General features: G+C 64.2%; 23 protein-coding genes. 11 read left to right on the top strand and 12 right to left on the bottom strand.

Annotation, left to right across the window (positions count from 1 at the left end):
* Window positions 1–3: 3 nt before the first annotated feature.
* The 3 genes from pbpC (at window position 4) to AWB65_RS05410 (ending at window position 3773) form a co-directional block, all read left to right on the top strand.
* The gene (gene pbpC, locus AWB65_RS05420; protein WP_087666165.1) at window positions 4–2244 is read left to right on the top strand and encodes a penicillin-binding protein 1C; all 2241 of its coding nucleotides are present in this window, start codon (window positions 4–6) and stop codon (window positions 2242–2244) included.
* Window positions 2245–2482: 238 nt separating this feature from the next.
* On the top strand, window positions 2483–3094 hold the full coding sequence (locus tag AWB65_RS05415; RefSeq protein ID WP_087666164.1) for a ComEA family DNA-binding protein: 612 nt from the start codon (window positions 2483–2485) through the stop codon (window positions 3092–3094).
* Between the two features lie 232 nt (window positions 3095–3326).
* Window positions 3327–3773, top strand: a complete 447-nt coding sequence (locus AWB65_RS05410; protein WP_087666163.1) for a YidB family protein — start codon at window positions 3327–3329, stop codon at window positions 3771–3773.
* A 246-nt stretch (window positions 3774–4019) separates the two neighbouring features.
* Here AWB65_RS05410 and AWB65_RS37725 read toward each other — a convergent pair whose 3' ends face one another.
* The 5 genes from AWB65_RS37725 to AWB65_RS05390 all read right to left on the bottom strand — a co-directional run bounded on the left by AWB65_RS37725 (window position 4020) and on the right by AWB65_RS05390 (window position 8505).
* Window positions 4020–4370 (bottom strand): hypothetical protein, encoded by a 351-nt coding sequence (locus AWB65_RS37725; RefSeq protein WP_327357348.1) that lies wholly within the window; start codon window positions 4368–4370, stop codon window positions 4020–4022.
* A 2-nt stretch (window positions 4371–4372) separates the two neighbouring features.
* Window positions 4373–4735 carry a HipA N-terminal domain-containing protein gene (locus AWB65_RS37720; RefSeq protein WP_327357346.1) on the bottom strand — a complete coding sequence of 121 codons (363 nt, stop codon included), beginning with the start codon at window positions 4733–4735 and terminating at the stop codon, window positions 4373–4375.
* Complete coding sequence (locus tag AWB65_RS05400) at window positions 4728–5042, bottom strand: helix-turn-helix domain-containing protein (RefSeq protein WP_087666162.1); 315 nt, start codon at window positions 5040–5042, stop codon at window positions 4728–4730. Before AWB65_RS05400 ends, AWB65_RS37720 begins: the two co-directional genes overlap by 8 nt.
* 237 nt (window positions 5043–5279) lie before the next feature.
* Complete coding sequence (gene clpB, locus AWB65_RS05395) at window positions 5280–7877, bottom strand: ATP-dependent chaperone ClpB (protein ID WP_087666161.1); 2598 nt, start codon at window positions 7875–7877, stop codon at window positions 5280–5282.
* A 142-nt stretch (window positions 7878–8019) separates the two neighbouring features.
* On the bottom strand, window positions 8020–8505 hold the full coding sequence (locus AWB65_RS05390) for an Rrf2 family transcriptional regulator (protein ID WP_087666160.1): 486 nt from the start codon (window positions 8503–8505) through the stop codon (window positions 8020–8022).
* Between the two features lie 248 nt (window positions 8506–8753).
* Between AWB65_RS05390 and AWB65_RS05385 the strand changes: the two genes are divergently transcribed.
* Window positions 8754–9299, top strand: a complete 546-nt coding sequence (locus AWB65_RS05385; RefSeq protein ID WP_087666159.1) for a group III truncated hemoglobin — start codon at window positions 8754–8756, stop codon at window positions 9297–9299.
* A 4-nt stretch (window positions 9300–9303) separates the two neighbouring features.
* Here the strand turns inward: AWB65_RS05385 and moaE are convergent, their stop codons facing one another.
* From moaE to AWB65_RS05370, 3 genes are read right to left on the bottom strand one after another with little or no spacing between them, the layout of a single operon-like run.
* Window positions 9304–9759, bottom strand: coding sequence for a molybdopterin synthase catalytic subunit MoaE (gene moaE, locus AWB65_RS05380; RefSeq protein WP_087666158.1), 456 nt, complete (start codon window positions 9757–9759; stop codon window positions 9304–9306).
* Window position 9760: 1 nt separating this feature from the next.
* Entirely contained in the window at window positions 9761–10018 is a 258-nt protein-coding gene (gene moaD, locus AWB65_RS05375; protein WP_087666157.1) for a molybdopterin converting factor subunit 1, read from the bottom strand.
* Between the two features lie 19 nt (window positions 10019–10037).
* Window positions 10038–11261 (bottom strand): molybdopterin molybdotransferase MoeA, encoded by a 1224-nt coding sequence (locus AWB65_RS05370; RefSeq protein ID WP_200821675.1) that lies wholly within the window; start codon window positions 11259–11261, stop codon window positions 10038–10040.
* Between the two features lie 358 nt (window positions 11262–11619).
* Here AWB65_RS05370 and AWB65_RS05365 point away from each other — a divergent pair, with 358 nt between their 5' ends.
* The 6 genes from AWB65_RS05365 to AWB65_RS05340 all read left to right on the top strand — a co-directional run bounded on the left by AWB65_RS05365 (window position 11620) and on the right by AWB65_RS05340 (window position 16711).
* Window positions 11620–12165: an NUDIX hydrolase gene (locus AWB65_RS05365; RefSeq protein ID WP_087642359.1), complete on the top strand. Its 546-nt coding sequence runs from the start codon at window positions 11620–11622 to the stop codon at window positions 12163–12165.
* An 11-nt stretch (window positions 12166–12176) separates the two neighbouring features.
* Window positions 12177–12908, top strand: a complete 732-nt coding sequence (gene aat / locus AWB65_RS05360) for a leucyl/phenylalanyl-tRNA--protein transferase (protein WP_087666155.1) — start codon at window positions 12177–12179, stop codon at window positions 12906–12908.
* 115 nt (window positions 12909–13023) lie between these two features.
* Window positions 13024–13854 (top strand): arginyltransferase, encoded by an 831-nt coding sequence (locus AWB65_RS05355; RefSeq protein ID WP_087666154.1) that lies wholly within the window; start codon window positions 13024–13026, stop codon window positions 13852–13854.
* 144 nt (window positions 13855–13998) lie between these two features.
* Entirely contained in the window at window positions 13999–15021 is a 1023-nt protein-coding gene (locus AWB65_RS05350) for a quinone-dependent dihydroorotate dehydrogenase (RefSeq protein ID WP_087666153.1), read from the top strand.
* 108 nt (window positions 15022–15129) lie between these two features.
* Window positions 15130–15921: a cystine ABC transporter substrate-binding protein gene (locus tag AWB65_RS05345; protein WP_087656099.1), complete on the top strand. Its 792-nt coding sequence runs from the start codon at window positions 15130–15132 to the stop codon at window positions 15919–15921.
* A gap of 130 nt (window positions 15922–16051) precedes the next feature.
* Window positions 16052–16711: an amino acid ABC transporter permease gene (locus AWB65_RS05340; protein ID WP_087656100.1), complete on the top strand. Its 660-nt coding sequence runs from the start codon at window positions 16052–16054 to the stop codon at window positions 16709–16711.
* An 85-nt stretch (window positions 16712–16796) separates the two neighbouring features.
* On the opposite strand, the gene AWB65_RS05335 is transcribed toward AWB65_RS05340, so the two are convergent.
* The 3 genes from AWB65_RS05335 to AWB65_RS05325 form a co-directional block, all read right to left on the bottom strand.
* The gene (locus tag AWB65_RS05335; protein ID WP_235007515.1) at window positions 16797–17573 is read right to left on the bottom strand and encodes a hypothetical protein; all 777 of its coding nucleotides are present in this window, start codon (window positions 17571–17573) and stop codon (window positions 16797–16799) included.
* 103 nt (window positions 17574–17676) lie between these two features.
* Window positions 17677–18660 (bottom strand): Gfo/Idh/MocA family protein, encoded by a 984-nt coding sequence (locus tag AWB65_RS05330; RefSeq protein WP_087666151.1) that lies wholly within the window; start codon window positions 18658–18660, stop codon window positions 17677–17679.
* Between the two features lie 129 nt (window positions 18661–18789).
* A complete protein-coding gene (locus tag AWB65_RS05325) occupies window positions 18790–19536 on the bottom strand; it encodes a FadR/GntR family transcriptional regulator (RefSeq protein WP_087666150.1) in 747 nt (248 codons plus the stop codon).
* Between the two features lie 270 nt (window positions 19537–19806).
* Between AWB65_RS05325 and AWB65_RS36850 the strand changes: the two genes are divergently transcribed.
* The gene (locus AWB65_RS36850) at window positions 19807–20052 is read left to right on the top strand and encodes a hypothetical protein (RefSeq protein WP_235007514.1); all 246 of its coding nucleotides are present in this window, start codon (window positions 19807–19809) and stop codon (window positions 20050–20052) included.
* A gap of 118 nt (window positions 20053–20170) precedes the next feature.
* On the opposite strand, the gene AWB65_RS05320 is transcribed toward AWB65_RS36850, so the two are convergent.
* The gene (locus tag AWB65_RS05320; RefSeq protein WP_087666149.1) at window positions 20171–21316 is read right to left on the bottom strand and encodes a glycosyltransferase; all 1146 of its coding nucleotides are present in this window, start codon (window positions 21314–21316) and stop codon (window positions 20171–20173) included.
* Window positions 21317–21368: the final 52 nt, after the last annotated feature.

The following is a 21368-nucleotide window of genomic DNA, read 5'->3' as shown; positions in this document are numbered from 1 at the left end:
GCGATGAAACGCGCCGCCGCCCGCCTCGTTGTCGTCATCGGATGCCTGCTGGCGCTTCCCGCGCACGCGTGGCCGACGTTCGACGAAGTCCGCGGCAACTGGCGCAGCTCCGACTGGGTCCTGCTCGATCGCGACGGCGAGCCGCTGCAGCGCGTGCGCATCGACAGGACGGCGCGGCGCGGCGACTGGGTCGCGCTCGCCGACATCTCGCCGGCCTTGCGGCAGGCGATCGTCGTATCGGAGGACAAGCGCTTCTACGAGCACGGCGGCGTCGACTGGCGCGGCGCGGCGGCGGCTGCGTGGGGCAATCTGTGGAACACGCGCACGCGCGGCGCATCGACGGTGACGATGCAGCTCACCACGCTCATCGACGACGAAGGCAAGCGGCCGGGCCGGCGCTCCGTCGGTGAAAAGGCGCAGCAGACGGTCGGCGCGCTGTGGCTCGATCATGCGTGGCGCAAGGATCAGATTCTTGAGGCTTATCTGAACCTCGTGCCGTTTCGCGGGGAAATCGTCGGGTTGTCCGCGCTCTCGCAGACGCTCTTCGGCAAGGCGCCTTCCGGGCTGAACGAACGCGAGGCCGCGCTCGCCGCGGCGCTCGTGCGCGCGCCGAACGCGCCGTATGCGAAGGTGGCAGCGCGCGCGTGTGCGATCCTGCGCGACATGCGTGCGGCTGAGGGCTGCGCGAACCTCGACGCCTACGTCCAGTTGGCGCTCACGCGCACGACATCGGCGCCCGCGCTTTCGTCCGACTACGACGCGCTCGCACCGCATTTCGCGCGGCGCATCGCGGGCGAGGCGCATCCAGCGGCGGGCGCGCGCGTTCGATCGACGCTCGATGCACGCCTGCAACGCTACGCCCGCGACACGCTCGCGCGCACGCTCACCGAACTCAATTCGCGCGCCGCGCCGCGCAACGTGCACGACGGCGCGGCGATCGTCATCGACAACAAGACGGGCGACGTGCTCGCGTGGGTCGGATCGGCGGGCGGTTTCTCGAATGCGCCCGAAGTCGATGCGGTGCTCGCCGCACGCCAGGCCGGATCGACGCTCAAGCCGTTCTTATATGCACAGGCGATCGATGAGAAACGTCTGACCTCCGCGACCCTTCTCGACGACGCTCCGCTCGACCTCGCGACCGGCGGCGGCCTCTACATTCCCCAGAACTACGATCACGATTTCAAGGGCTGGGTGAGCGTGCGCACGGCGCTTGGGTCGTCGCTGAACGTGCCGGCCGTGCGCGCGCTCGTGATGGTCACGCCGCATCGCTTCGCGAAGACGCTCGTCGCGCTCGGGCTGCCGTTGTCGCAAACCGGCGACTACTATGGCTTCAGCCTCGCGCTCGGCAGCGCCGACGTGACGCTGCTCTCGCTCACCAACGCGTATCGGGCGCTCGCCAACGGCGGCGTCGCAAATCCGACGCGCGATCTCCTGACGCACGCGCCGCCGCCTGCCAGCACGCGCGTATTCAGCCCCGAAGCGAGCTTCATCGTCACCGACATCCTCGCCGACAACAACGCGCGCACCCGCACCTTCGGCTTCGACAGCGTCCTCGCGACACGCTTTTTCAGCGCGGTGAAGACGGGCACGAGCAAGGACATGCGCGACAACTGGGCGATCGGCTATTCGTCGCGCTATACCGTCGGCGTGTGGGTCGGCAATGCGGACGGCGCGCCGATGTGGGACGTCTCCGGCGTTACCGGCGCCGCGCCGGTGTGGGCCGCGTTGATCAATTACCTGCATCGCCGCGTGCCGAGCCGGGCCGCGAGCGCGCCTGCGGGCGTCGTGAAAACGCGCATCGCGTATGAGGATCACATCGAACCGTCGCGCGACGACTGGTTCGTGCGCGGCTCGGAAATGCCGCGGATCGCGCTGTCGTCGGCGGCGCTCGCGGGCGCGTCGAATCGCGGCGCGGCGAAGATCGGCGCGCCCACCGACGGCACCATCTTCGCGCTCGACCCGGACATTCCTGCGGCCTCGCAGCGCGTGTGGTTCGAAAGCGCGGGCGGTCCGGCGCAGCAAAACGCATGGCAACTCGATGGCAAGACGCTCGGCCGCGCGCCGCGCATCGCGTGGCTGCCGTGGCCGGGACGTCATACGCTCGAACTCGTCGATTCGAAAGGCGTCGTGCTCGACAAGGTCGGTTTCGAAGTGCGCGGCGCGTTCGCCAAAGCGCCGGTTGCGGCGGCACCGCTGCGCGATCCTTCACAATCCGCCAATTTGCCGTCGAAACCGGCGCAATGACGCCGTGACGACCATCGGGATCACGAAACGTCGCGGGCATCGGTACAAACGCGGTCATCCGGCGGGGTGCCACAACGTTAATTATTGTGAGGCCGCGCATTGCCACCGACATGGCGGGGCAAAATGCGGCCCAATATCGTCCGGGACGGTTTTTATCCTATGCTTAACGGCACCGATCGAACCTGATCGACTCCGCCCGACCGACTTTTCAATCTAGCTCTCTTCCGGAGTGCCTGTCATGCTGAAAAAGCTGCTGATGCTGTGCGTTGCGCTTATGCTGTCGGTTGGAGCCGCGTTCGCGGCCGTCGATGTCAACACCGCCGACCAGGCCGCGCTCGAGGCCGTCAAGGGCCTGGGGCCGGTGAAATCGAAGGCGATCATCGACGAACGTACGAAAAACGGCCCGTACAAGGACGCCGACGACCTCGCCACCCGCGTCAAGGGCCTCGGCACGAAATCGGTGACGAATCTCGAGGCGGAAGGTCTGACCGTCGGCGGTTCTTCTGCTCCGCCGAGCGGCAAGCCGGCCGCGCGTCCGAGCACGTCGTCGGGCAAATCGTCGACAGCGCCTGCGGCTACCACGGCGACGACTGCTGCGCCCGCTCCCGCTTCGACGCCGAAGGCTACGAAGGCATCGAAGAAGGACAAAGCCAGCGCTTCGGCCGATGCGGCATCGGGCACGGCGGCGGCGCCTGCAACGACGACGGCAGCCTCGGGCACGAAGGCGACCAAGGCATCGAAGAAAGCCGCTGCTGCGGGAGCCGCATCGGCATCCGGCGCAAGCGACACGAAGCCGGCCAAGTCGAAGAAGAAAGACAAGGCCGCAAGCAGCGCGGCGGCGAGCCAGTAAGCCAACGTCTGCTGCTCGACTGGAACCAATCGGCGAACCGCGACTCGATAACGGGTGCGCGGATTCGCGAAGCCGGATCGTTCAATCGGCGCGCAGTCACCGCACAGGTTACTCGCAGCAGTACCTTTTTCGTCGCCCGCGTGCGGACGGCGCATCCCGCCCTGGCCTCGTTTGCGGCACGCACGCGGCGCCACGGCGGCATCCAACCCGCATCATTCGTAGTGAGACAGCCATGAGCCTACTCGATTCCCTTGCATCCTCCCTCGGCAAATCGTCGCCTGAAGGCGGCGGCGGCTCCTCCAATCTGATCGCTGTCGCGATGGAGTTCATCAACAATCAGCCAGGCGGCCTGAGCGGACTGATCCAGCGTTTCCACGAACACGGCGCGGGCGACATCATTTCCTCATGGATCGGCACTGGCGAGAACAAGCCGATCGCCCCCGACACGATCACGAACGTGCTCGGCTCCGAGCAGGTCGGCGCGCTGGCGCAAAAGGCGGGTGTCTCGGGTGATCAACTGTCGGGGATGCTGGCGGCGGTGCTGCCGAATCTCGTCGACCGCGCGACGCCCAACGGCGAAGTCCCCGCGGAAGGCAAGCTCGATCTGACCGGCGTGCTGGGCTCGCTCGGCGGACTGGGCGGTCTGTTCGGCAAGAGCGAAGGCGACAAGAACACTTAAGGCGTTTTTAACGGATCAACGCCGCTGGCGCTTCTCGCGTCGGCGGCGTTTTCGTTTGTGCGTTTGACTCCGATTCGCTTGCTAGAGCGAAGGGGTTTGTCGGCGTTTCCACCTTTGCTCTTATTCTTAGTCAAACCGTGCTCGCAATATTGGCCGGCGCTTGCTTCAGATTTGTCCTCGTTCACACCGCTCGCACGCAAACCATGAGCGGTGTTCACGCGCTCGCGATAGGCCTCCTTCCCGCCTCTACTTCTCCAGCCTGCGCACCATATCCGCGATGATCGTGTGGCGGATCACGCGCAGGCAGGTCAACTCGCCGCCGAGCGTCGCGGCGAGCGCGGGCCGCGCCGCCAGCAACGCGGCGTTCTCCTCTTCAACCTGCGCATACAAATCCGCCGCCGCCTTCGCGATGCCGCTGACGAGCGCATCCAGCAGGCGCACCGCCGTTTTTTTCGCGATGCCGAGCACGTCTGCGGCGCGCAGCATTAGCGCGCGGTCGAAGTCGGCGTAGTGGCGCGCATCGAGCAGGTCCCACGCGAACGACGCCCTGCCCGGCCAGTCGCTCTTCTGATACGACGGCGTGCCATACGCGGCCACGCTCAGCAGGTCGTAGAACGGCGCGAGCTGGATGCCATCACAGCGCCGTAGTGCGCCAGCAGCGCGAAGGCATCGGCTTCATTGCGGATCGCGGCGTCGCGCGCGAGCAGCGTGCGCTGGCCTTCCTCGGGCAGCAGGTTGTCGAAGTACCACTGGACGGGGCGACGCGTGCTGCCGTCGCGCACCATTTCGCCATCCAGCGGAAGCGCGGGGCTCAATGCGTAGCCGTCGCCGCGCTCGCGCCATGACGGGAGGTAGGTGAACGACCAGATGTCGTCGTCGGCGTTGAGCGTGCCGACTTCGACGGCATTGATGCTCGCGACCAGATTGCGGTGTGCCGCGACGGTTTCCGGCCGCTCACTCATCCAATTTCTCCCGCACAGCCTTGCGCTTCTCTGCCCGCTCGACGCGCACTCGACGCTTGATCTCCTCACTCGCGAAGAGTTCGCCGGCGGCATCGGGGATATCGACGCTCACGCGCACGCCCAGCCCTTCGAGCACCTGGAAAAGCTTGCCCCAGTGGACGCTTTCGGCGCCCTTTTCGACTTTGCCGAGAAAACTCTCGCTCACTCCGATGCTGCCCGCGGCATCGTCTTGCCGAAGGCGCTGGGCCTTGCGCGCGGCGCGCACCGCGACGCCGATGTCATGGGCATCCACAAGTTCGATCTTCATGTGCGAAATCCTTTTGATCGTAGAGATACTAGCATCGTGCGAATGAGGTCGACACTTATCCGTTCGATCTAATAGATTTTTCCCCATTGAAGTCTATGGGTTATCAAAATCCGTGCAATCAAAAGGAACCCTGCGGCACGCGACGTGCCTGTATTCAAATCCATGCGACCGCAAATAAAAAAAAAAGGGCGCCGGATTTCTCCGCCGCCCTCTCGCAAACACCAAACGCCTCAGCGCTTAATGCACGACGCGATCGAACACGAACTTCCCTTCCCGTATATCGACTGGAATCACGTCCTTCGGTCCGAACTTGCCCGCCAGAATCAGCTTCGCCACCGGATTCTCGATTTCCTGCTGGATCGCGCGCTTCAGTGGCCGCGCCCCGAAATGCGGGTCGTAGCCGACCTTGCCGATCTGCTCCAGCGCCGAATCCGACACGTCCAACTGCATATCCAGCTTCGCCAACCGGTCATGCAACCGCTGCAACTGAATCCGCGCAATCGACTGGATATTGCTGCGATCCAGCGAGTGGAACACGACGACATCGTCGATCCGGTTCAGGAATTCCGGCCGGAAATGCAGCTTGACCTCTTCCCACACCGCGTCCTTCACGGCGTTGTGCGGCTCACCAACCATCGACTGGATCACCTGCGACCCGAGATTCGACGTCATCACGATCACCGTGTTCTTGAAGTCGACGGTGCGCCCCTGTCCGTCTGTCATGCGGCCGTCGTCGAGCACTTGCAGCAGGACGTTGAACACGTCCGGATGCGCCTTCTCGATTTCGTCGAGCAGGATCACGCTGTAGGGCTTGCGCCGCACCGCCTCGGTCAGATACCCGCCTTCCTCATAGCCGACGTAGCCCGGCGGCGCGCCGATCAGCCGCGCGACGCTGTGCTTCTCCATGAACTCGCTCATGTCGATGCGGATCAGGTGATCCTCCGAATCGAACAGGAACGCCGCCAGCGCCTTGCACAGCTCGGTCTTGCCGACGCCCGTCGGCCCGAGGAACAGGAACGAGCCGTACGGCCGGTTCGGGTCCGAGAGACCGGCGCGCGAGCGGCGGATCGCATCGGCGACCGCGCCGATCGCTTCATCCTGGCCGACCACGCGCTCATGCAGCTTGCCTTCGATCTGCAACAACTTTTCACGCTCGCCCTGCATCATCCGCGAGACAGGGATACCGGTCGACCGCGACACGACTTCCGCGATTTCCTCCGCGCCGACCTGCGTGCGCAGGAGCCGCGGCCGCGTCGGATTGCTCTGCTCGGTCGCCTCGGCCTGCGTGACCTGCTTCAGACGCGCTTCGAGCTCAGGCAACTTGCCGTACTGCAATTCAGCGACCTTTTCGAGCTTGCCTTCGCGCTGCAAACGCGTGATATCCGCGCGCACCTTCTCGATTTCTTCCTTCAACTGCGCGCTGCCCTGCACCGCGGCCTTCTCGGCGGTCCAGATTTCCTCAAGATCGGAATATTCGCGGTTCAGCCGGTCGATTTCCTCTTCGATCAGTTGCAATCGCTTTTGCGACGCCTCGTCCTTCTCCTTCTTCACCGCTTCGCGCTCGATCTTCAACTGGATCAAACGACGGTCGAGCCGGTCCATCTCCTCGGGCTTCGAGTCGATTTCCATCTTGATTTTCGAGGCCGCTTCATCGATCAGGTCGATGGCCTTGTCGGGCAGAAAACGGTCGGTGATGTAGCGATGCGACAGTTCCGCCGCCGCGACGATCGCCGGATCGGTGATATCGACGCCGTGATGCAGCTCGTACTTTTCCTGCAAGCCGCGCAGGATCGCGATGGTCGCTTCCACCGTCGGCTCGTCGACCAGCACCTTCTGGAAGCGCCGCTCAAGCGCCGCGTCCTTCTCGATGTACTTGCGGTACTCGTCGAGCGTCGTCGCGCCGACGCAATGCAGCTCGCCGCGCGAGAGCGCCGGCTTCAGCATGTTGCCCGCGTCCATCGCGCCTTCGGCCTTGCCCGCGCCGACCATCGTGTGGATTTCGTCGATGAAGACGATGGTCTGCCCCTCGTCCTTCGCGATGTCGTGCAGCACGGCCTTCAGGCGCTCTTCGAACTCGCCGCGATACTTCGCGCCCGCGAGCAGCGCGGCCATGTCGAGCGACAGCACGCGTTTGTTCTTAAGCGTTTCCGGCACTTCGCCGTTGACGATACGCTGCGCGAGACCCTCGACGATCGCCGTCTTGCCGACGCCCGGCTCGCCGATCAGCACCGGATTGTTCTTGGTGCGGCGCTGGAGAATCTGGATCGCGCGGCGGATTTCGTCGTCGCGGCCAATCACGGGGTCGAGCTTGCCCGCACGGGCGCGCTCCGTCAGGTCGACGGTGTACTTCTTGAGCGCCTCGCGCTGGCTCTCGGCGTCCTGGCTATTCACTTGCGCGCCGCCGCGCACCGCGTTGATCGCGGCCTCGACCGCCTTCCTCGTCAGGCCGTGCTGTTTCGCGATGCGGCCGGTTTCGCCCTTGTCGTCCGCGACGGCGAGCAGGTACATCTCGCTCGCGATGTACGTGTCGTTAAGCTTTTGCGCCTCTTTGTCGGCGCTGTTGAGCAGGCCCGCGAGCTCGCGGCTCACCTGCACATTGCCGTCGGTGCCCCGGACTTGCGGCAAACGGGTGATTGCGTCATTGAGCGCGGTTTGCAGCGCCTGCACCTGCACGCCGGCATGCGACAAGAGCGAGCGCGCCGAGCCGTCCTGCTGCGCGATCAGCGCGGCAAGCAGATGGACCGGTTCGATGTATTGATTGTCATGCCCGACGGCGAGACTCTGCGCGTCGGAGAGTGCTTCCTGAAACTTCGTGGTTAGCTTGTCGATTCTCATTATTGAGACCTCCAAATCGGAATGTGTTCAAAATGAGGTGTTTCTCCGCGCTTTCAAGCATAAATTTGCGCACCACGCGCATTTTTTCTGATTTCGGCGCGGGACGCGTTGACGGGCGGGCACCCGCGCTAAAAACGTCAGCTCAATGAGCCGTCGCAAAACCGCTGCCAGCCGACGGCACGAATCGTACGATGCCGAGCAGCGTCGCCAGTTCATTTGCAGGCTCCGACAGTTCGCCGACGGTGTGTTTGTCGAGCTCGGCGAGGAAGGCGTCGCGCGCGGCGGCGAACACGCCTTTCAGACGGCAATGCGGCTGGATCACGCAATGGCGGTGGGCTTCGTCGTCGCCGGCAAAGCAGCCGACGATCACGAAATCGTTTTCCGTCTTGCGCACGACTTCGCCGATCGTCAACCCGGCCGATCGCTCATTCAGCTTCAACCCGCCGTTGCGACCACGCACGGTCTCGATCCAGCCGAGTTCACCGAGCCGTTGGACGACCTTCATCAGATGGTTCTTGGAAATGCCGTAGGCATCCGAGATTTCCTGGATTGTCGTGAGCCCTTCGGGACGAATCGCCAAGTACAGCATGACGCGCAGCGAGTAATCGGTGTAGTCGGTGAGTCGCATGATTTGCTTCAGTGCACGCGCTCGATGGCGCATCGTTGATATTAATTAGACGGAGAAGCGTGGAGTTAAACGATTTCGATGATCGAAACCGCTCGGCGCAAAGGGACAACTACCGCGCCGGCCTCGACGGCGGATAACATCTGCTACCGACACTCCGCCATACAAGCCGATATTGTGCGACAGATCGTTACACGCCGTCAGCAAAACCGACGCGCGGCCGTCCGCCTTGAGAACACACTGGCCCCATCATGAATCAGGAAACATTGCACGAAAGCGCGACACCGCGTCACGCCGAAGCGGACGAAGCCAACGTCCGCGCGCTTGTCGAGGCGTTCTATCACCGCGTTGACGACGATCCGCTGCTCGGGCCGATCTTTACGCGCGAGTTGACGGGCCGCTGGGACGAGCATCTCGCCAAGATGACGACGTTCTGGTCGAGCCTCGTGCTGGGCTCGAAGCAATATCGAGGGAATGTGCAGGAAGCGCATCGGCCGCTCGGGGATATCGAACCGCAGCACTTCGCGCGCTGGCTTTCGCTGTTTTTGAATACCGTCGAGGCGCGCTATGAGCCTGCCGCGGCCGTGCTCTTCATGGAGCCAGCGCTGCGCATCGCGCAAAGTCTGCAGTTGAGCAAATTCGGATGGGATTACAAGATTCCGGATGAGCAGATCGACCTGCTCGCGGCGTTGAAACGGCTGCGCACCGGCAAGGACGAGCCCGAACTCCCTGCGCGGGCCGATGGTGAACCCTTTCCGGCGAAATTCGTCGGCAAAGGGACGGAGCGGCCGGGATAACCGCTCAACCGCCCCATCGTTTGAGCGCGGAATCGTCGGATTCGCGCGCATCGACCCAGCGCTCGCCCGCCTCGGTCTTTTCCTTCTTCCAGAACGGCGCCTGCGTCTTCAGATAATCCATCACGAACGCGCAGGATTCGAAAGCCTCCGCGCGATGCATCGCCGTGGTCGCGACCATCACGATCTGATCGAGCGGCTTCAACACGCCCACGCGATGCACGATCAGCACGTCCGACCCCGGCCAGCGCTCGCGGGCCTGCCGCGCGATCGCTTCGAGCGACTTTTCGGTCATGCCCGGGTAGTGCTCGAGCTCCATCGTCGCGACGGCGCTGCCTTCGTTCAGATCGCGCACCGTCCCGACGAAGCACGCCACCGCGCCGACCTTCGGGTTCTCTGCGCGCAACGCGGCGACTTCGGTGCTGATATCGAAATCGGCTTCCTGGACTCGGACGGTCGTCATGTCAGCCGCCCGTGACCGGCGGGAAGAACGCGACTTCGCAGCCTTCGGTGATGCGCTGCGACGGGTCCGTCATCACGTGATTGCACGCCATGCGCAGCGACCGCCCTTCCGCGAGCGTCTCGGCCCACGTGCCGCCGCGCGTGCGCAGCCAGGCGCGCACGTCGCCGACGTTCACGATGCCGTCCGGCACCTCGACGCTCTCGTTCGCCACGCCAAGCGCTTCACGCACGCTCGCGAAAAACCTCAATTCCACTTTCATCGTTTCCTCGTTCTTTCCTTTAGCGCATCAGTTCCGAAAACGGAATGAAGCGCACGATTTCGCCCGCGACGATCGCGTGATTCGGCGGATTGTCGATGAGGCCGTCGCCCCAGACGGTCGAAGTCAGCACGGCCGAGCTTTGATTTTCGAAGATGTCGAGCCCGCCCGCGTCGTTCACGCGCGCGCGCAGGAATTCGTTACGGCGATCGCCTTTTTTCTGCGTGAAATCAGCGCGCATCGAAAAGACGCGTGGCGCGACTTCTTCGACACCCGCCAGCCGCAGGATGAACGGCCGGACGAACAGCAGGAACGTGCAGAAACTCGACACCGGATTTCCGGGCAGGCCTATAAAAAAAGCCTCGCCTTCATCGCCGCGACGCACCGCGCCGAACGCGAGCGGCTTGCCCGGTTTCATCGCGATCTGCCACATCGAGATGCGCCCTTCCGCCTCGACAGCTGGTTTCACGTGATCCTCCTCGCCGACCGATACACCTCCGCACGTCAGAATCAGGTCGTGCTCGCGCGCGGCCCGGCGCAGCGTATCGCGGGTGGCATCGAGCCGGTCGGGAACGATGCCGAGATCGGTCACTTCGCAGCCGAGTTTCGCGAGCAGCGCGCGCAACGTGAAGCGGTTCGAGTTGTAGATCGCGCCTTCGCGCAGCGGCTCGCCGGGCATCGTCAGTTCGTCGCCGGTGAAGAAAACGGCGACGCGCGTTTTCTTGACGACGTCGAGCGCCGCGCAGCCCACCGATGCCGCAAGTCCGAGCGCCTGCGGCGTCAGGCGCGTGCCGGCGGGAAGGATCACCGAGCCGCGGCGGATGTCGGCGCCTTGGGGCGTGATCCACTCCCCGGCCACGGGCGGCTGCGCGAAGGCGACGCGGCCGTCCTCGGTGGCGTTCGCCATTTCCTGCATGACGACGGCGTCGGCCCCCGGCGGCACGGTCGCACCGGTGAAAACGCGCGCGGCCGTGCCCGCGGCGAGCGGCGCGGCGACGTGGCCGGCCGGGACGCGCTGCGAGACGCTCAAGGCGACGGGCTGGCCTTCCGACGCGCCCGCCAGATCGGCCGCGCGCACAGCGTAGCCGTCCATCGAACTGGTGTGCATCGGCGGGACGTCGAGCGGCGAGACGACATCGGCGGCGAGGACGCGGCCGAGGGCATCGAGCGTATCGATCGTTTCGACGCCCTCGACTCGTCGCGCGGCGGCAAGCAGGATCGCGAGCGCTTCGGCAGTGGCGAGCATTGGGGGGCGCGTGGCGGGGATCGTGGACATGGAGGCGGTGCCTGGTGGTGATTCGAATATTGTAACGAGAAGCGGTGAAGACGCGTCGGGGCGGTGCACGGGGCTGGTGCGTTGAAACCTATGGCGCCGCGCCAACACCGGCGAGTGTGTCAACCATGTCCTCGCACGGGCTGGATACGAATCGCTGGTCGCAAGGCAACTCGCGCTTTTCCCGTCTGCGCGCAAAAAAAATCGCTTCGAACAAGCCGTGGGCGGACGCAAATAACGACCGCCTCGCCGCCACCGAACCCGACATGCCGCCGCGAAAGAGAACCCCCTCCGGTGATACACTCCCACGACACTTTCCCTCTCCTCGTCTATGAAATTCTGTTCCGTCTGCGGCCACGAAGTCGGCCTGAGCATCCCGCCCGGCGACAACCGCGAACGATTCGTGTGCGGCAACTGCGGCACCGTCCACTATCAGAATCCGCGCAACGTCGTCGGCACGGTGCCGGTCTGGGACGACAAGGTGCTGCTCTGCCGCCGCGCGATCGAACCGCGCTACGGCTACTGGACGCTGCCCGCCGGTTTCATGGAGATGGACGAGACGACGAGCGAAGGCGCCGCCCGCGAAACGCTCGAGGAAGCCGGCGCGCGCGTCGAAATCCAGAGCCTTTTCACGTTGCTCAACGTCCCGCACGTGCATCAGGTGCATCTGTTCTATCTCGCGCGCCTGCTCGACATCGACGTCGACGCCGGCGAGGAGAGCCTCGAAGTGAAGCTCTTCGATGAAAGCGAAATTCCGTGGGACGAAATCGCGTTCCCGACCGTCGGCCAGACGCTGCGCTTTTTCTTCGCCGACCGCGCCGCCGGCACCTACACGCTGCATACCGGCGACATCTTCCGCACCCTGCGCGACGGCTGACGGAGTCGCCCATGGTTCCGTGGCTCGCCTCCGACGATCCGTTTCCGCCCGTCGAGCGCGCGCTCGGCGCGACGAGCGGCGCGCCCGGCCTCCTCGCCGCGAGCGCCGACCTGCTGCCGTCGCGTCTCATCGACGCCTATCGGCGCGGCATCTTTCCGTGGTATTCGGACGGCCAGCCCGTGCTGTGGTGGAGTCCCGACCCGCGCATGGTCCTCGTTCCCGCTGAATTCAAGGTTTCCGATTCATTTCGCAAGACGCTAAAGCGCGTGCTGCGCGATCCGGCGTGGGAAGTGCGCGTCGACGACGACTTCGCCGCCGTCATGCGCGCGTGCGCAGAAACGCCGCGCGAAGGCCAGCGCGGGACCTGGATCACCGCCGATATCGTCGATGCCTACTCGACGCTGCATCGCGCGGGCGACGCGCACAGTATCGAAACGTGGTTCGACGGCGAGCGCGTCGGCGGCTTGTATGGGGTGTCGTTCGGGAAGATGTTCTTCGGCGAATCGATGTTCGCGCACAAGAGCGACGCCTCGAAAATCGCGCTGGCGGCGCTCGTCGGACACTTGCGCCAGCATAAAATTGAGATGATAGACTGTCAGCAGAACACGTCGCATCTGGCGTCGCTGGGCGGCCGCGAGATTCCGCGCAAGGGTTTCGTTACGCACTTGCGCCGCGCTGTCGCCGAATCGCCGATCCCCTGGCACTTCGACAAATCCGTCCTCCTCGACGTGCTGGCGCGCTGAAATGCGCGTCATCCAGATGACCAGATCCGACGCATTGACTCGATGACCGCCGCGTGACGAAACCTGTTCGCGCCACGTCCGGGACCGAGAGAAGACGCCTGCGAGAGCCGCCAACGTGACTCACCCCAACGAGCTGCCGCTGTCACCGCTTTCCGCGCTGCAATTCTATGCAACAGCGCCCTACCCTTGCAGTTATCTGGAAGGGCGCGTCGCACGCTCGCAAGTCGCCACGCCCAGTCATCTCATCAACTCCGACGTCTATACCGAACTCGTCAAGGCCGGTTTCCGGCGCTCGGGCGTCTTCACGTACCGCCCCTATTGCGACGGCTGCCGAGCTTGCGTGCCGGTGCGCGTGCCGGTCGCGCGCTTCATGCCGAATCGTACCCAGCGGCGCGTGTGGAAGCAGCACGGCGCGCTGGTCGCGAGCGTCGCGCCGCTTCACTACGACGAAGAGCATTACGCGCTCTACATGCGCTACCAGTCGGCGCGGCACGCGGGTGGCGGCATGGACCGCGACAGCCGCGACCAGTACGAACAGTTCCTCCTGCAAAGCCGCATCAATTCGCGTCTCGTCGAATTCCGCGAACCGCCGCATCCTGGCCATCCGGACCAGCCCGGCGAATTGCGGATGATCAGCATGATCGACATCCTCGGCGACGGGCTTTCTTCGGTCTATACGTTCTTCGAACCTGGGCTGTCGCACACGAGCTTCGGCACTTACAACATCCTCTGGCAGATCGAGCAGGCGAAGAGCCTCGATTTGCCGCATGTCTACCTCGGCTACTGGATTCGCGAAAGCGACAAGATGGCGTACAAGGCGAATTTCCGCCCGCTTGAAGGACTCATCGACGGCAACTGGTCGCTCCTCGATCCCGCGACGATGCATTCCGCCGGCACGCCGCCGATGCCCGGCAAGATGCCGCGCGGCGAGCACGAACCGCGCTGACGAACGCGCTTTCCGGGCGCTTTCGACCGCTTTCGCCCAAAAGCACGCCTCGAAAATCGTCCGATTCCGATTCCCAAGGGCGCTCCGCCCAAAGCCGCTAAAATAGCGGGTCTCAATTTCTGGCCGTCGCCGGCTCATTCCCACGTGTTCAGTTCTCTCTATCCGCTCGCGCGCGCCCGTCTCTTTCGCATGGACGCCGAAGACGCCCACCACCTGACGCTGCGCATGCTCGGGGCCGCCGGTCGCACTGGACTCGCCGGCATGCTCGCGAAGCAATTGCCCGATTCGCCGCGAACCGTCATGGGCCTGAGCTTTCGCAATCCGGTCGGGCTGGCGGCGGGTCTCGACAAGGACGGCGCGTGCATCGACGGCCTCGGGGCACTGGGCTTCGGCTTCATCGAAGTGGGAACGGTCACGCCGCGCGCTCAACCGGGCAATCCGCGTCCGCGCATCTTCCGTCTGCCGGAGGCGGAGGCGCTCATCAACCGGATGGGCTTCAACAACGGCGGCGTCGATCAGTTTGTCGCGAACGTGCAGGCCGCGCGCTATCGCGGGGTACTGGGGCTCAACATCGGCAAGAACGCCGATACGCCGATCGAGCGCGCCGCCGACGATTACCTCTATTGCCTCGAACGCGTCTATCCGTTCGCGAGCTACGTGACGATCAACATTTCGTCGCCGAATACGAAGAACCTGCGGCAACTGCAAGGCGCGGGCGAGCTCGATGCGCTCCTCGGCGCGCTGAAAGACAAGCAGCAGCGCCTCTTCGACATGCACGGCAAACTCGTGCCGCTCGCGCTCAAAATCGCGCCCGATCTCGACGACGAGCAGATCAAGGAGATCGCGGGCACGCTGTTGCGCCACCAGATCGACGGCGTGATTGCGACGAATACCACGCTCTCGCGTACCGCCGTGACGGGTTTGCCGCATGGAGACGAAACCGGCGGCCTGTCAGGCAAGCCGGTCTTCGAGGCGTCGAACAACGTCATCCGCAAGCTGCGCGCGGAAGTCGGGACGGAGGTGCCAATTATCGGCGTCGGCGGGATTTTTTCGGGCGCCGATGCCCGCGCGAAGCTCGCGGCGGGCGCCTCGCTCGTTCAGATCTACACGGGGCTGATCTACAAAGGGCCGGCGCTCGTGACCGAATGCGTCGAGGCGCTTGCGTAATATAGAAATAGACAAACGATCTTTAGATATCGATTGCATTTTGACTATGATCGCCGCATTTGCAGCGTTCGACGCCTTACAGAACCCAACCAAGAGGTCATCAACACAATGAAACTGTCACTGCTCAAGAAAGTGCTCGTCGCCGGCTTGATCGGCGCATCGCTGTCGGCGGTTGCGCACGCCGAGGATCTGCTCGACACGGTCAAGCAGCGCGGCACGCTGCGCGTCGGTCTCGAAGGCACCTTCCCGCCGTTCAACTCGAAGTCGCCGCAAGGTGAGCTCGTCGGCTTCGACGTCGATATCGCGAAAGCCGTCGCCACCAAGCTCGGCGTGAAGCCGGAATTCGTCACGACGGAATGGAGCGGCATCATCGCGGGCCTGCAGGCAGGCAAGTTCGACGTGATCGTGAATCAGGTCGGCATCACCGATGCGCGCAAGCAAACGCTCGATTTTTCGCCGGCGTACACGTACTCGAACGCACAGCTGATCCAGCGCAAGGACGATTCGCGCGAGTTCAAGTCGCTTGAGGAACTGAAGGGCAAGAAGCTCGGCGTCGGTCTTGGCACGAACTATATGGACATGGCGAAGGCCGTTCAGGGCATCGACGTGAAGACGTATCCGGGCGCGCCTGAATATCTGCGAGACCTGGCCGCGGGCCGGCTCGACGCAGCGTTGAACGACCGTCTGATGCTCGCGTACCTGATGAAGAACTCGCAGCTGCCGCTGCGCACGGGCGCGAACGTCGGTGCGGGCAATCCGTCGGGAATTCCGTTCAAGAAGGGCAATCCGAAGTTCCAGAAGGCCATCGACGACGCAATGACCCAGCTCGAAGCGGACGGTACGTTCAAGAAGATCTCGGAGAAATGGTTCGGGATCGACGTGACGAAGCCCGCCAAGTAAGCCAGTCGCGCTCAAGCACAGGCGACAAGAGGGCGGCATCCGCTGGCGATGCCGCCCTTCTCTTTTTTGCGCCCGGTTTATGATGTGCGCTTTCTCGCGTGGCACCCTTCAAGGCTAACGTTACCCCTACATGTCCACGACATCCCTGCTCGTCCAATCCGCCCCGGTCCTCGTGCAAGGCGCCCTGCTGACGATCAAGTTCGCCGTCTACTCGATGTTCTTCGGGCTGATCGCAGCCGTCGTGCTGGCGCTGATGGGCATCAGCCGCAATCGCGCACTTAACCTGATCGGGCGCTGCTATGTGAGCGTGATGCGCGGCACGCCGCTTCTCGTGCAGATTTTCGTGATCTATTACGGGTTGCCAAGCCTCGGTATTTCGCTCGAACCGACGCCTGCGGGGGTGATCGCATTGTCGGCGAACGTGGCGGCGTATCTGTCGGAGAGCATGCGCGGCGCGATTCTCGGCGTGCATAGCGGACAGTGGCTTGCAGCGTACAGTCTCGGTCTCTCGCGCACGCAGACGCTGCGCTACATCATCGCGCCGCAAGCGTTGAGGATCGCGGTGCCCAGCCTGTCGAACAGTCTGATCAGCCTGATCAAGGACACGTCGCTCGTGTCGGTGATCACCGTGACGGAGTTGCTGCGCAGCGCGCAGGAAGTCATCGCGGCGACATATCAGCCGTTGCCGTTGTATCTCGCGGCGGCGTTCGTCTACTGGGTGTTGTGCAGCATTCTTGAATTCGTCCAGCGGAGATTCGAGCGCAGGCTCGCGCTGCCCGGGCGGCATTGAACGATTGATCGCGCCCTTTGCCCGTTAAAAAGCCGCTCGACGAATTCGTCAAGCGGCTTTTTTGCTTCAGGACGCTGGAAATACCTTAGCGCGTCGCCGTCAGCGAGAACGCGCTGGAACGCTGCGGCGTCACGCCGACGAAGGTCAGTTGCCCGTTGATCACCGTAGCCTCGATCGGCATCGCCACGTTGATGCCCGCCGAGCACGCGCTGCTCGTGAAGAGAAGCGAGCCGTCGAGCACGTGCTTGCCCGTCGCGCGCGGTTTGACGGTGCCGGTGAACGTGCAGGCGCCCTGCGAGCCGGTCAGCGTGCCGTCGGCGGCGAACGTGACGGACGCCGACGTCGTGACGGTCGCCGGGTTGGTCCAGTTGCCGAGCACGTCGGCGACGGTGAGCGGCGTGTCGTAGACCGTGTTGTAGTTACCGTTGAAGATCAGCGGCTCGGTGATCGGCGTCGTGTTGATGTTGGTCGTCGCGCTGAGCGAGGTCTTCCCGATGAAGCTGCCGTTCATCACGCCGGCCATCAGCGCACCGGAGTTCGACAGCGCGACCGTCGCCGGATCGTTGAATGCGCCGTCCTTCGCCGTGATGATGCCCTCGGTCATCCATACGAAATTGCCGCTCGACGTGTAGACGCTGAAGTACTGCCCGTTTTCGAGAACGAGCGTCTGGGCGGCGAGCCCTGTCGTCGTCGCGCCGTTCCAGATGCCTTCGGGCAGCGTATTCGTCGATTTCGGCACGCAGTTCTTTTCGAGCGCGGCGCCGCCCGTGCAGACCTGGTCATCGGAACCGCTCCCGCCGCACGCGGCGAGGACGGGCAGGACCAACAGCATGAGTTTCGACAGGATTTTCATAGGAGGCATGGATTCGACGTTGGCTTCGCGAGCTTTCAAATTGTGGAGCGCCGCCGTTCCTCAACGAACGCGGCGCCGGTACGCGGAGTTAACGGCGAAAGGTGCGCGGACTTTAATCCGTCTCGAAAGGAAAGCGCAGGCCCAGGTCGCGGCGGGCGGCATCGGTGATCGCGATCATGCGCATCGAGGTCGCGTGCGGCATCACGGGGCTTTCGATCGCACCGGCGCGCAGCAGCTCGCAGAAATGCGCGGTCTCGTAGTTGAGCCCGCCGCCTTCGAAGGGCGCGTCCAGTTCGACCTTGCGGCCGTCGATATAGGTGACGGTCGCGCGCGCCGGATTCCACCAGTTCTCGTGGATCGTCACGGTGCCGCCAGTGCCAGCGATCAGCGCGTCGCCGCGGCCTTGCAGGTCGAGTCCGCAGAAAAGTTGCGAGATGCCGCGCTCGTGGCGCACGTTCAGGCTCGCGAATGTATCGACGCCCGTCGCGCCGATTCGTCCGATCGTCTGCACGTCGAGCGCTTCGCCGAGCCAGTCGACCGCGAGAAACGCCTCGTAGATGCCGATGTCGAGCAGTGCGCCGCCGCCGATGTCCTTCGAGAACGACGGGTGCGTCCCGGGCACGTTCGCTATCGAGCAGCCCGCGCGCACGAGCCCGATCTCGCCGATCGGGTCAGTGGCGAGATGCGCGCGCAACTGCGCGTAGAGCGGATAGAACGGCGGCTTCATCGCTTCCATGAAGAGCAGCTTCGCGGCGCGCGCGGTGTCGATCATCTGCTGCAAGGTGCGCGCGTTCACGGCTGCGGGCTTTTCGCACAGCACCGACTTGCCGGCGGCGAACGCCCGCAGCGCGTATTCGGGATGGCTGTCCTGATGCGTCGCGATGTAGAGCGCATCGACTTCGCCGATCAGGGCGTCGAGGGAATCGAAGGCGCGTGCGCGCAACGGCGTGGCCAGCGTCGCGGCGCTTTCAATGCGCCGCGACCACACGCCCGCCAGCACGGCGCCCGGCACGTGGGCGAGGCCATCGGCGAAACGCCGCGCAATGCGTCCCGCGCCGATGATGCCCCAGCGGATCGTGGTGGTGGTGTTGCTCATCTGCTGGCCTCCGGGTGGGTTAAAGCGGTCGCGGCATTGTGCCTCACGCTCACAGGACACCGGCAAGCACAAAAACAAAAAACCGGGGCAAGCCCCGGTTCGCTCTGACGACACCCGTCCATCCGCGCCTTAAATTCCCGCAGCCTCTCCGACCACCGGCGGATTTTCGCCGCTTCGTTCCAGCGAAAACGCGCGCCCCACTTCCTCGGCGGCCAGATCGATCAGCGCACGCGTCGCGCGCTCGGCGCCCGAAGCGTCCTTCGCCTCGATCGCCTCGACCACCTTGCGCTGCGCCGCGAGCGTGGCTTCGCGCACGGCCTCGATGCCGTCGACGATCGGATTCACCGTCACCAGCGCGCCGCGCACGATCGCGGTCATCTGGCGGAAAAACTGGTTGCCGCTCGCCGCGACGATGCGCGTGTGCAGCGCCTCGTCGGCCGCCTGGTATTCCGGCTCGCCGACGGTCAGGCGGGCGAGCGCATCGAACGCGTCGCGGATGCCGGCCACTTCGTCCGGCATTGCGCGAGCGGCCGCGAGCGCGGCGGCGCGCGGCTCGATCAGCATGCGGAATTCGATTACATCGCGAAGAAACGTCTGATCGGGCTTGGCACGAAAGCGCCAGCTCACAACGTCTTCATCGATCAGCCGCCAGTCGCTCATCGGACGAATGCGCGTGCCGGTCTTCGGCCTCACGTCGAGCATGTGGCGGGCCAGCAGCATGCTGAGCGCCTCGCGCATGACGGTGCGGCTGACGTCGAATTCCTTGGACAGAATGTCCTGTGGCGGCAGTATCGCGCCATATTTTTGCTCGACGATGCCGGAGACGAGTCCGTCCATCACCTTCGCCACCAGCGATCGCTCTTTGTTTTCATCCATCACGCTTCTCCCCTTGCGCCTGACCGTAGCTGTATGCCTCTCGCGCATCGCTTCGCGCTTTCCTCATTTGCGAAGGGCACGGCGTTCCGAACGGGCATTCGCCGTGCTTGATACGTTGCGTCTTCGCTGCATCGAAAACCAGTTGGGAAAGTCCTGACAGGGTATTCCCTCTCGATTTCGCGCCAACAGCGGTCGTCCGCACATATCGCGACGCGCTCTTTGTGTATCCACTGCCCTTTTTCATCCAGCGACCTGCGTTTCGGCGCGGCCATGCATTACGGAATCGCGCCTGCCATGCTTTGTCGGACGAATGACCGCGTTTCATCCGCACACGCGCCGCCGTTCGTCAGTGAACCTGAAGAACGACGGCGTGAGTTTTTCCGCTTGCGCGGCGACCAGCCGATTATTTCGGTAATCGAACCGGTCCTGAATGTCATATATCCATTTGAACAAGCATATTGCAGCCGTTCTGTGCGGGTCCGAACGTTGCCGGGTGCTGAAGTCGGTATTGTCTGAGCACCTCGTCCGCCCGGCGCGTACATGGTTCAGCGGTGCAACATCGAAAACTGCGATCGGGAAGATCGGCGCGAAGGAGGCACTGCGGCGCGCGGGCCGGTAAATATGCCGGTTGGCGTCATAGCGCGCCGTCGGGGGCGCGTCGCGTGCCGCGCGCTTCCTGCCTGCGTTCCATCGATGCGCGCTCCGAAAGCGCGCGCTGGTAGACCGCCATATACTCGCGCGCGACGCGTTCCACCGAAAACACCTCGAGGTTGCACTTCGCGCGCGCCGCGAGTTGCACGCGCGCGTGCGTGTCCATCAGGAGCCAGCGCAACTTCATCGCAAGCTGGTCCGGCTCTTCGGGTGGCACGAGCACGCCGGCCGAGCCGCCATCGAGTATTTCGGGGATGCCGCCGACCCGCGTGCCGACGATCGCGCAGCCCGCCTCCCGCGCTTCGCTCAACACGAGCGGGCACGCATCGACGTGCGATGCGAGCGCGAAGACATCGGCCTCTGCGAGATACGGGCGCGGGTCCGCGACGAAGCCCAAAAAATGCACGACGTCCGCGATACCGAGTTGCGCTGCGAGCTCTTCCATCGAATAGCGGTCGGGGCCGTCGCCGGCGAGGTACAGATGCGGCTGCGGCAGGAATTCGCGTTCCTCGAGCGCCTCTTCGTGCACTTGCGCAAACGCTTGCAGCAGGTCGGCGATCCCCTTGCGCCGATACATCCCCGCGACGCACAGCACGTTCGGGTGCTTCAGTCGCACCGGTTTCGCGGGCGGCCGGCAGATGAGACGCGGCGCATCGACGGCGCCGTTGCGCACGACCGAAAGCCGTTCGCGCAGCATGCCGCCTTCGATCAGGCTCTCCGCCACCGACTCGCTCACCGCGACCATGTGATCACCGCAGCGCACGAGCGACGGGCTCTTCTGAGCCTCCTGATGCACGGTCGTAACGAGCGCGAAGCGCCGCCGCATGCCGGCAAAACGCGAGACGAGCGCGCCGGTCATCATGTGCGCGTGGACGATGTCGGGATCGAAACGGTCGATGAGACGATTGAAGCCCGCGACCATCGACGGCACGCGCCACGGTTGCCGCGACTGTTGCAGGAGCACGTGATTGATGCCGTGACGCCGCAAGAGCGGCTCGAAGCCGCCGCCCGATGACGCCACGACCACGTCGTGCCCCAAACGTGCCTGTACGCAGGCCAGGTCGACCATCATGTTGACGGTGCCGTTGCCGATGGTCTGCGCATGATTGGCGAGGTGGACGATTTTCATGTGGGGCCGGACGGAACGGCACGAAGCGTCAAGAATCCTCGTTGCTTCGCAC

It is taken from the genome of Caballeronia humi, from assembly GCF_001544475.1.
GTDB lineage: Bacteria > Pseudomonadota > Gammaproteobacteria > Burkholderiales > Burkholderiaceae > Caballeronia > Caballeronia humi.
The sequence above is the reverse complement of the archived record's forward strand: the minus strand, read 5'-3'. Positions and strand labels throughout refer to the sequence as shown.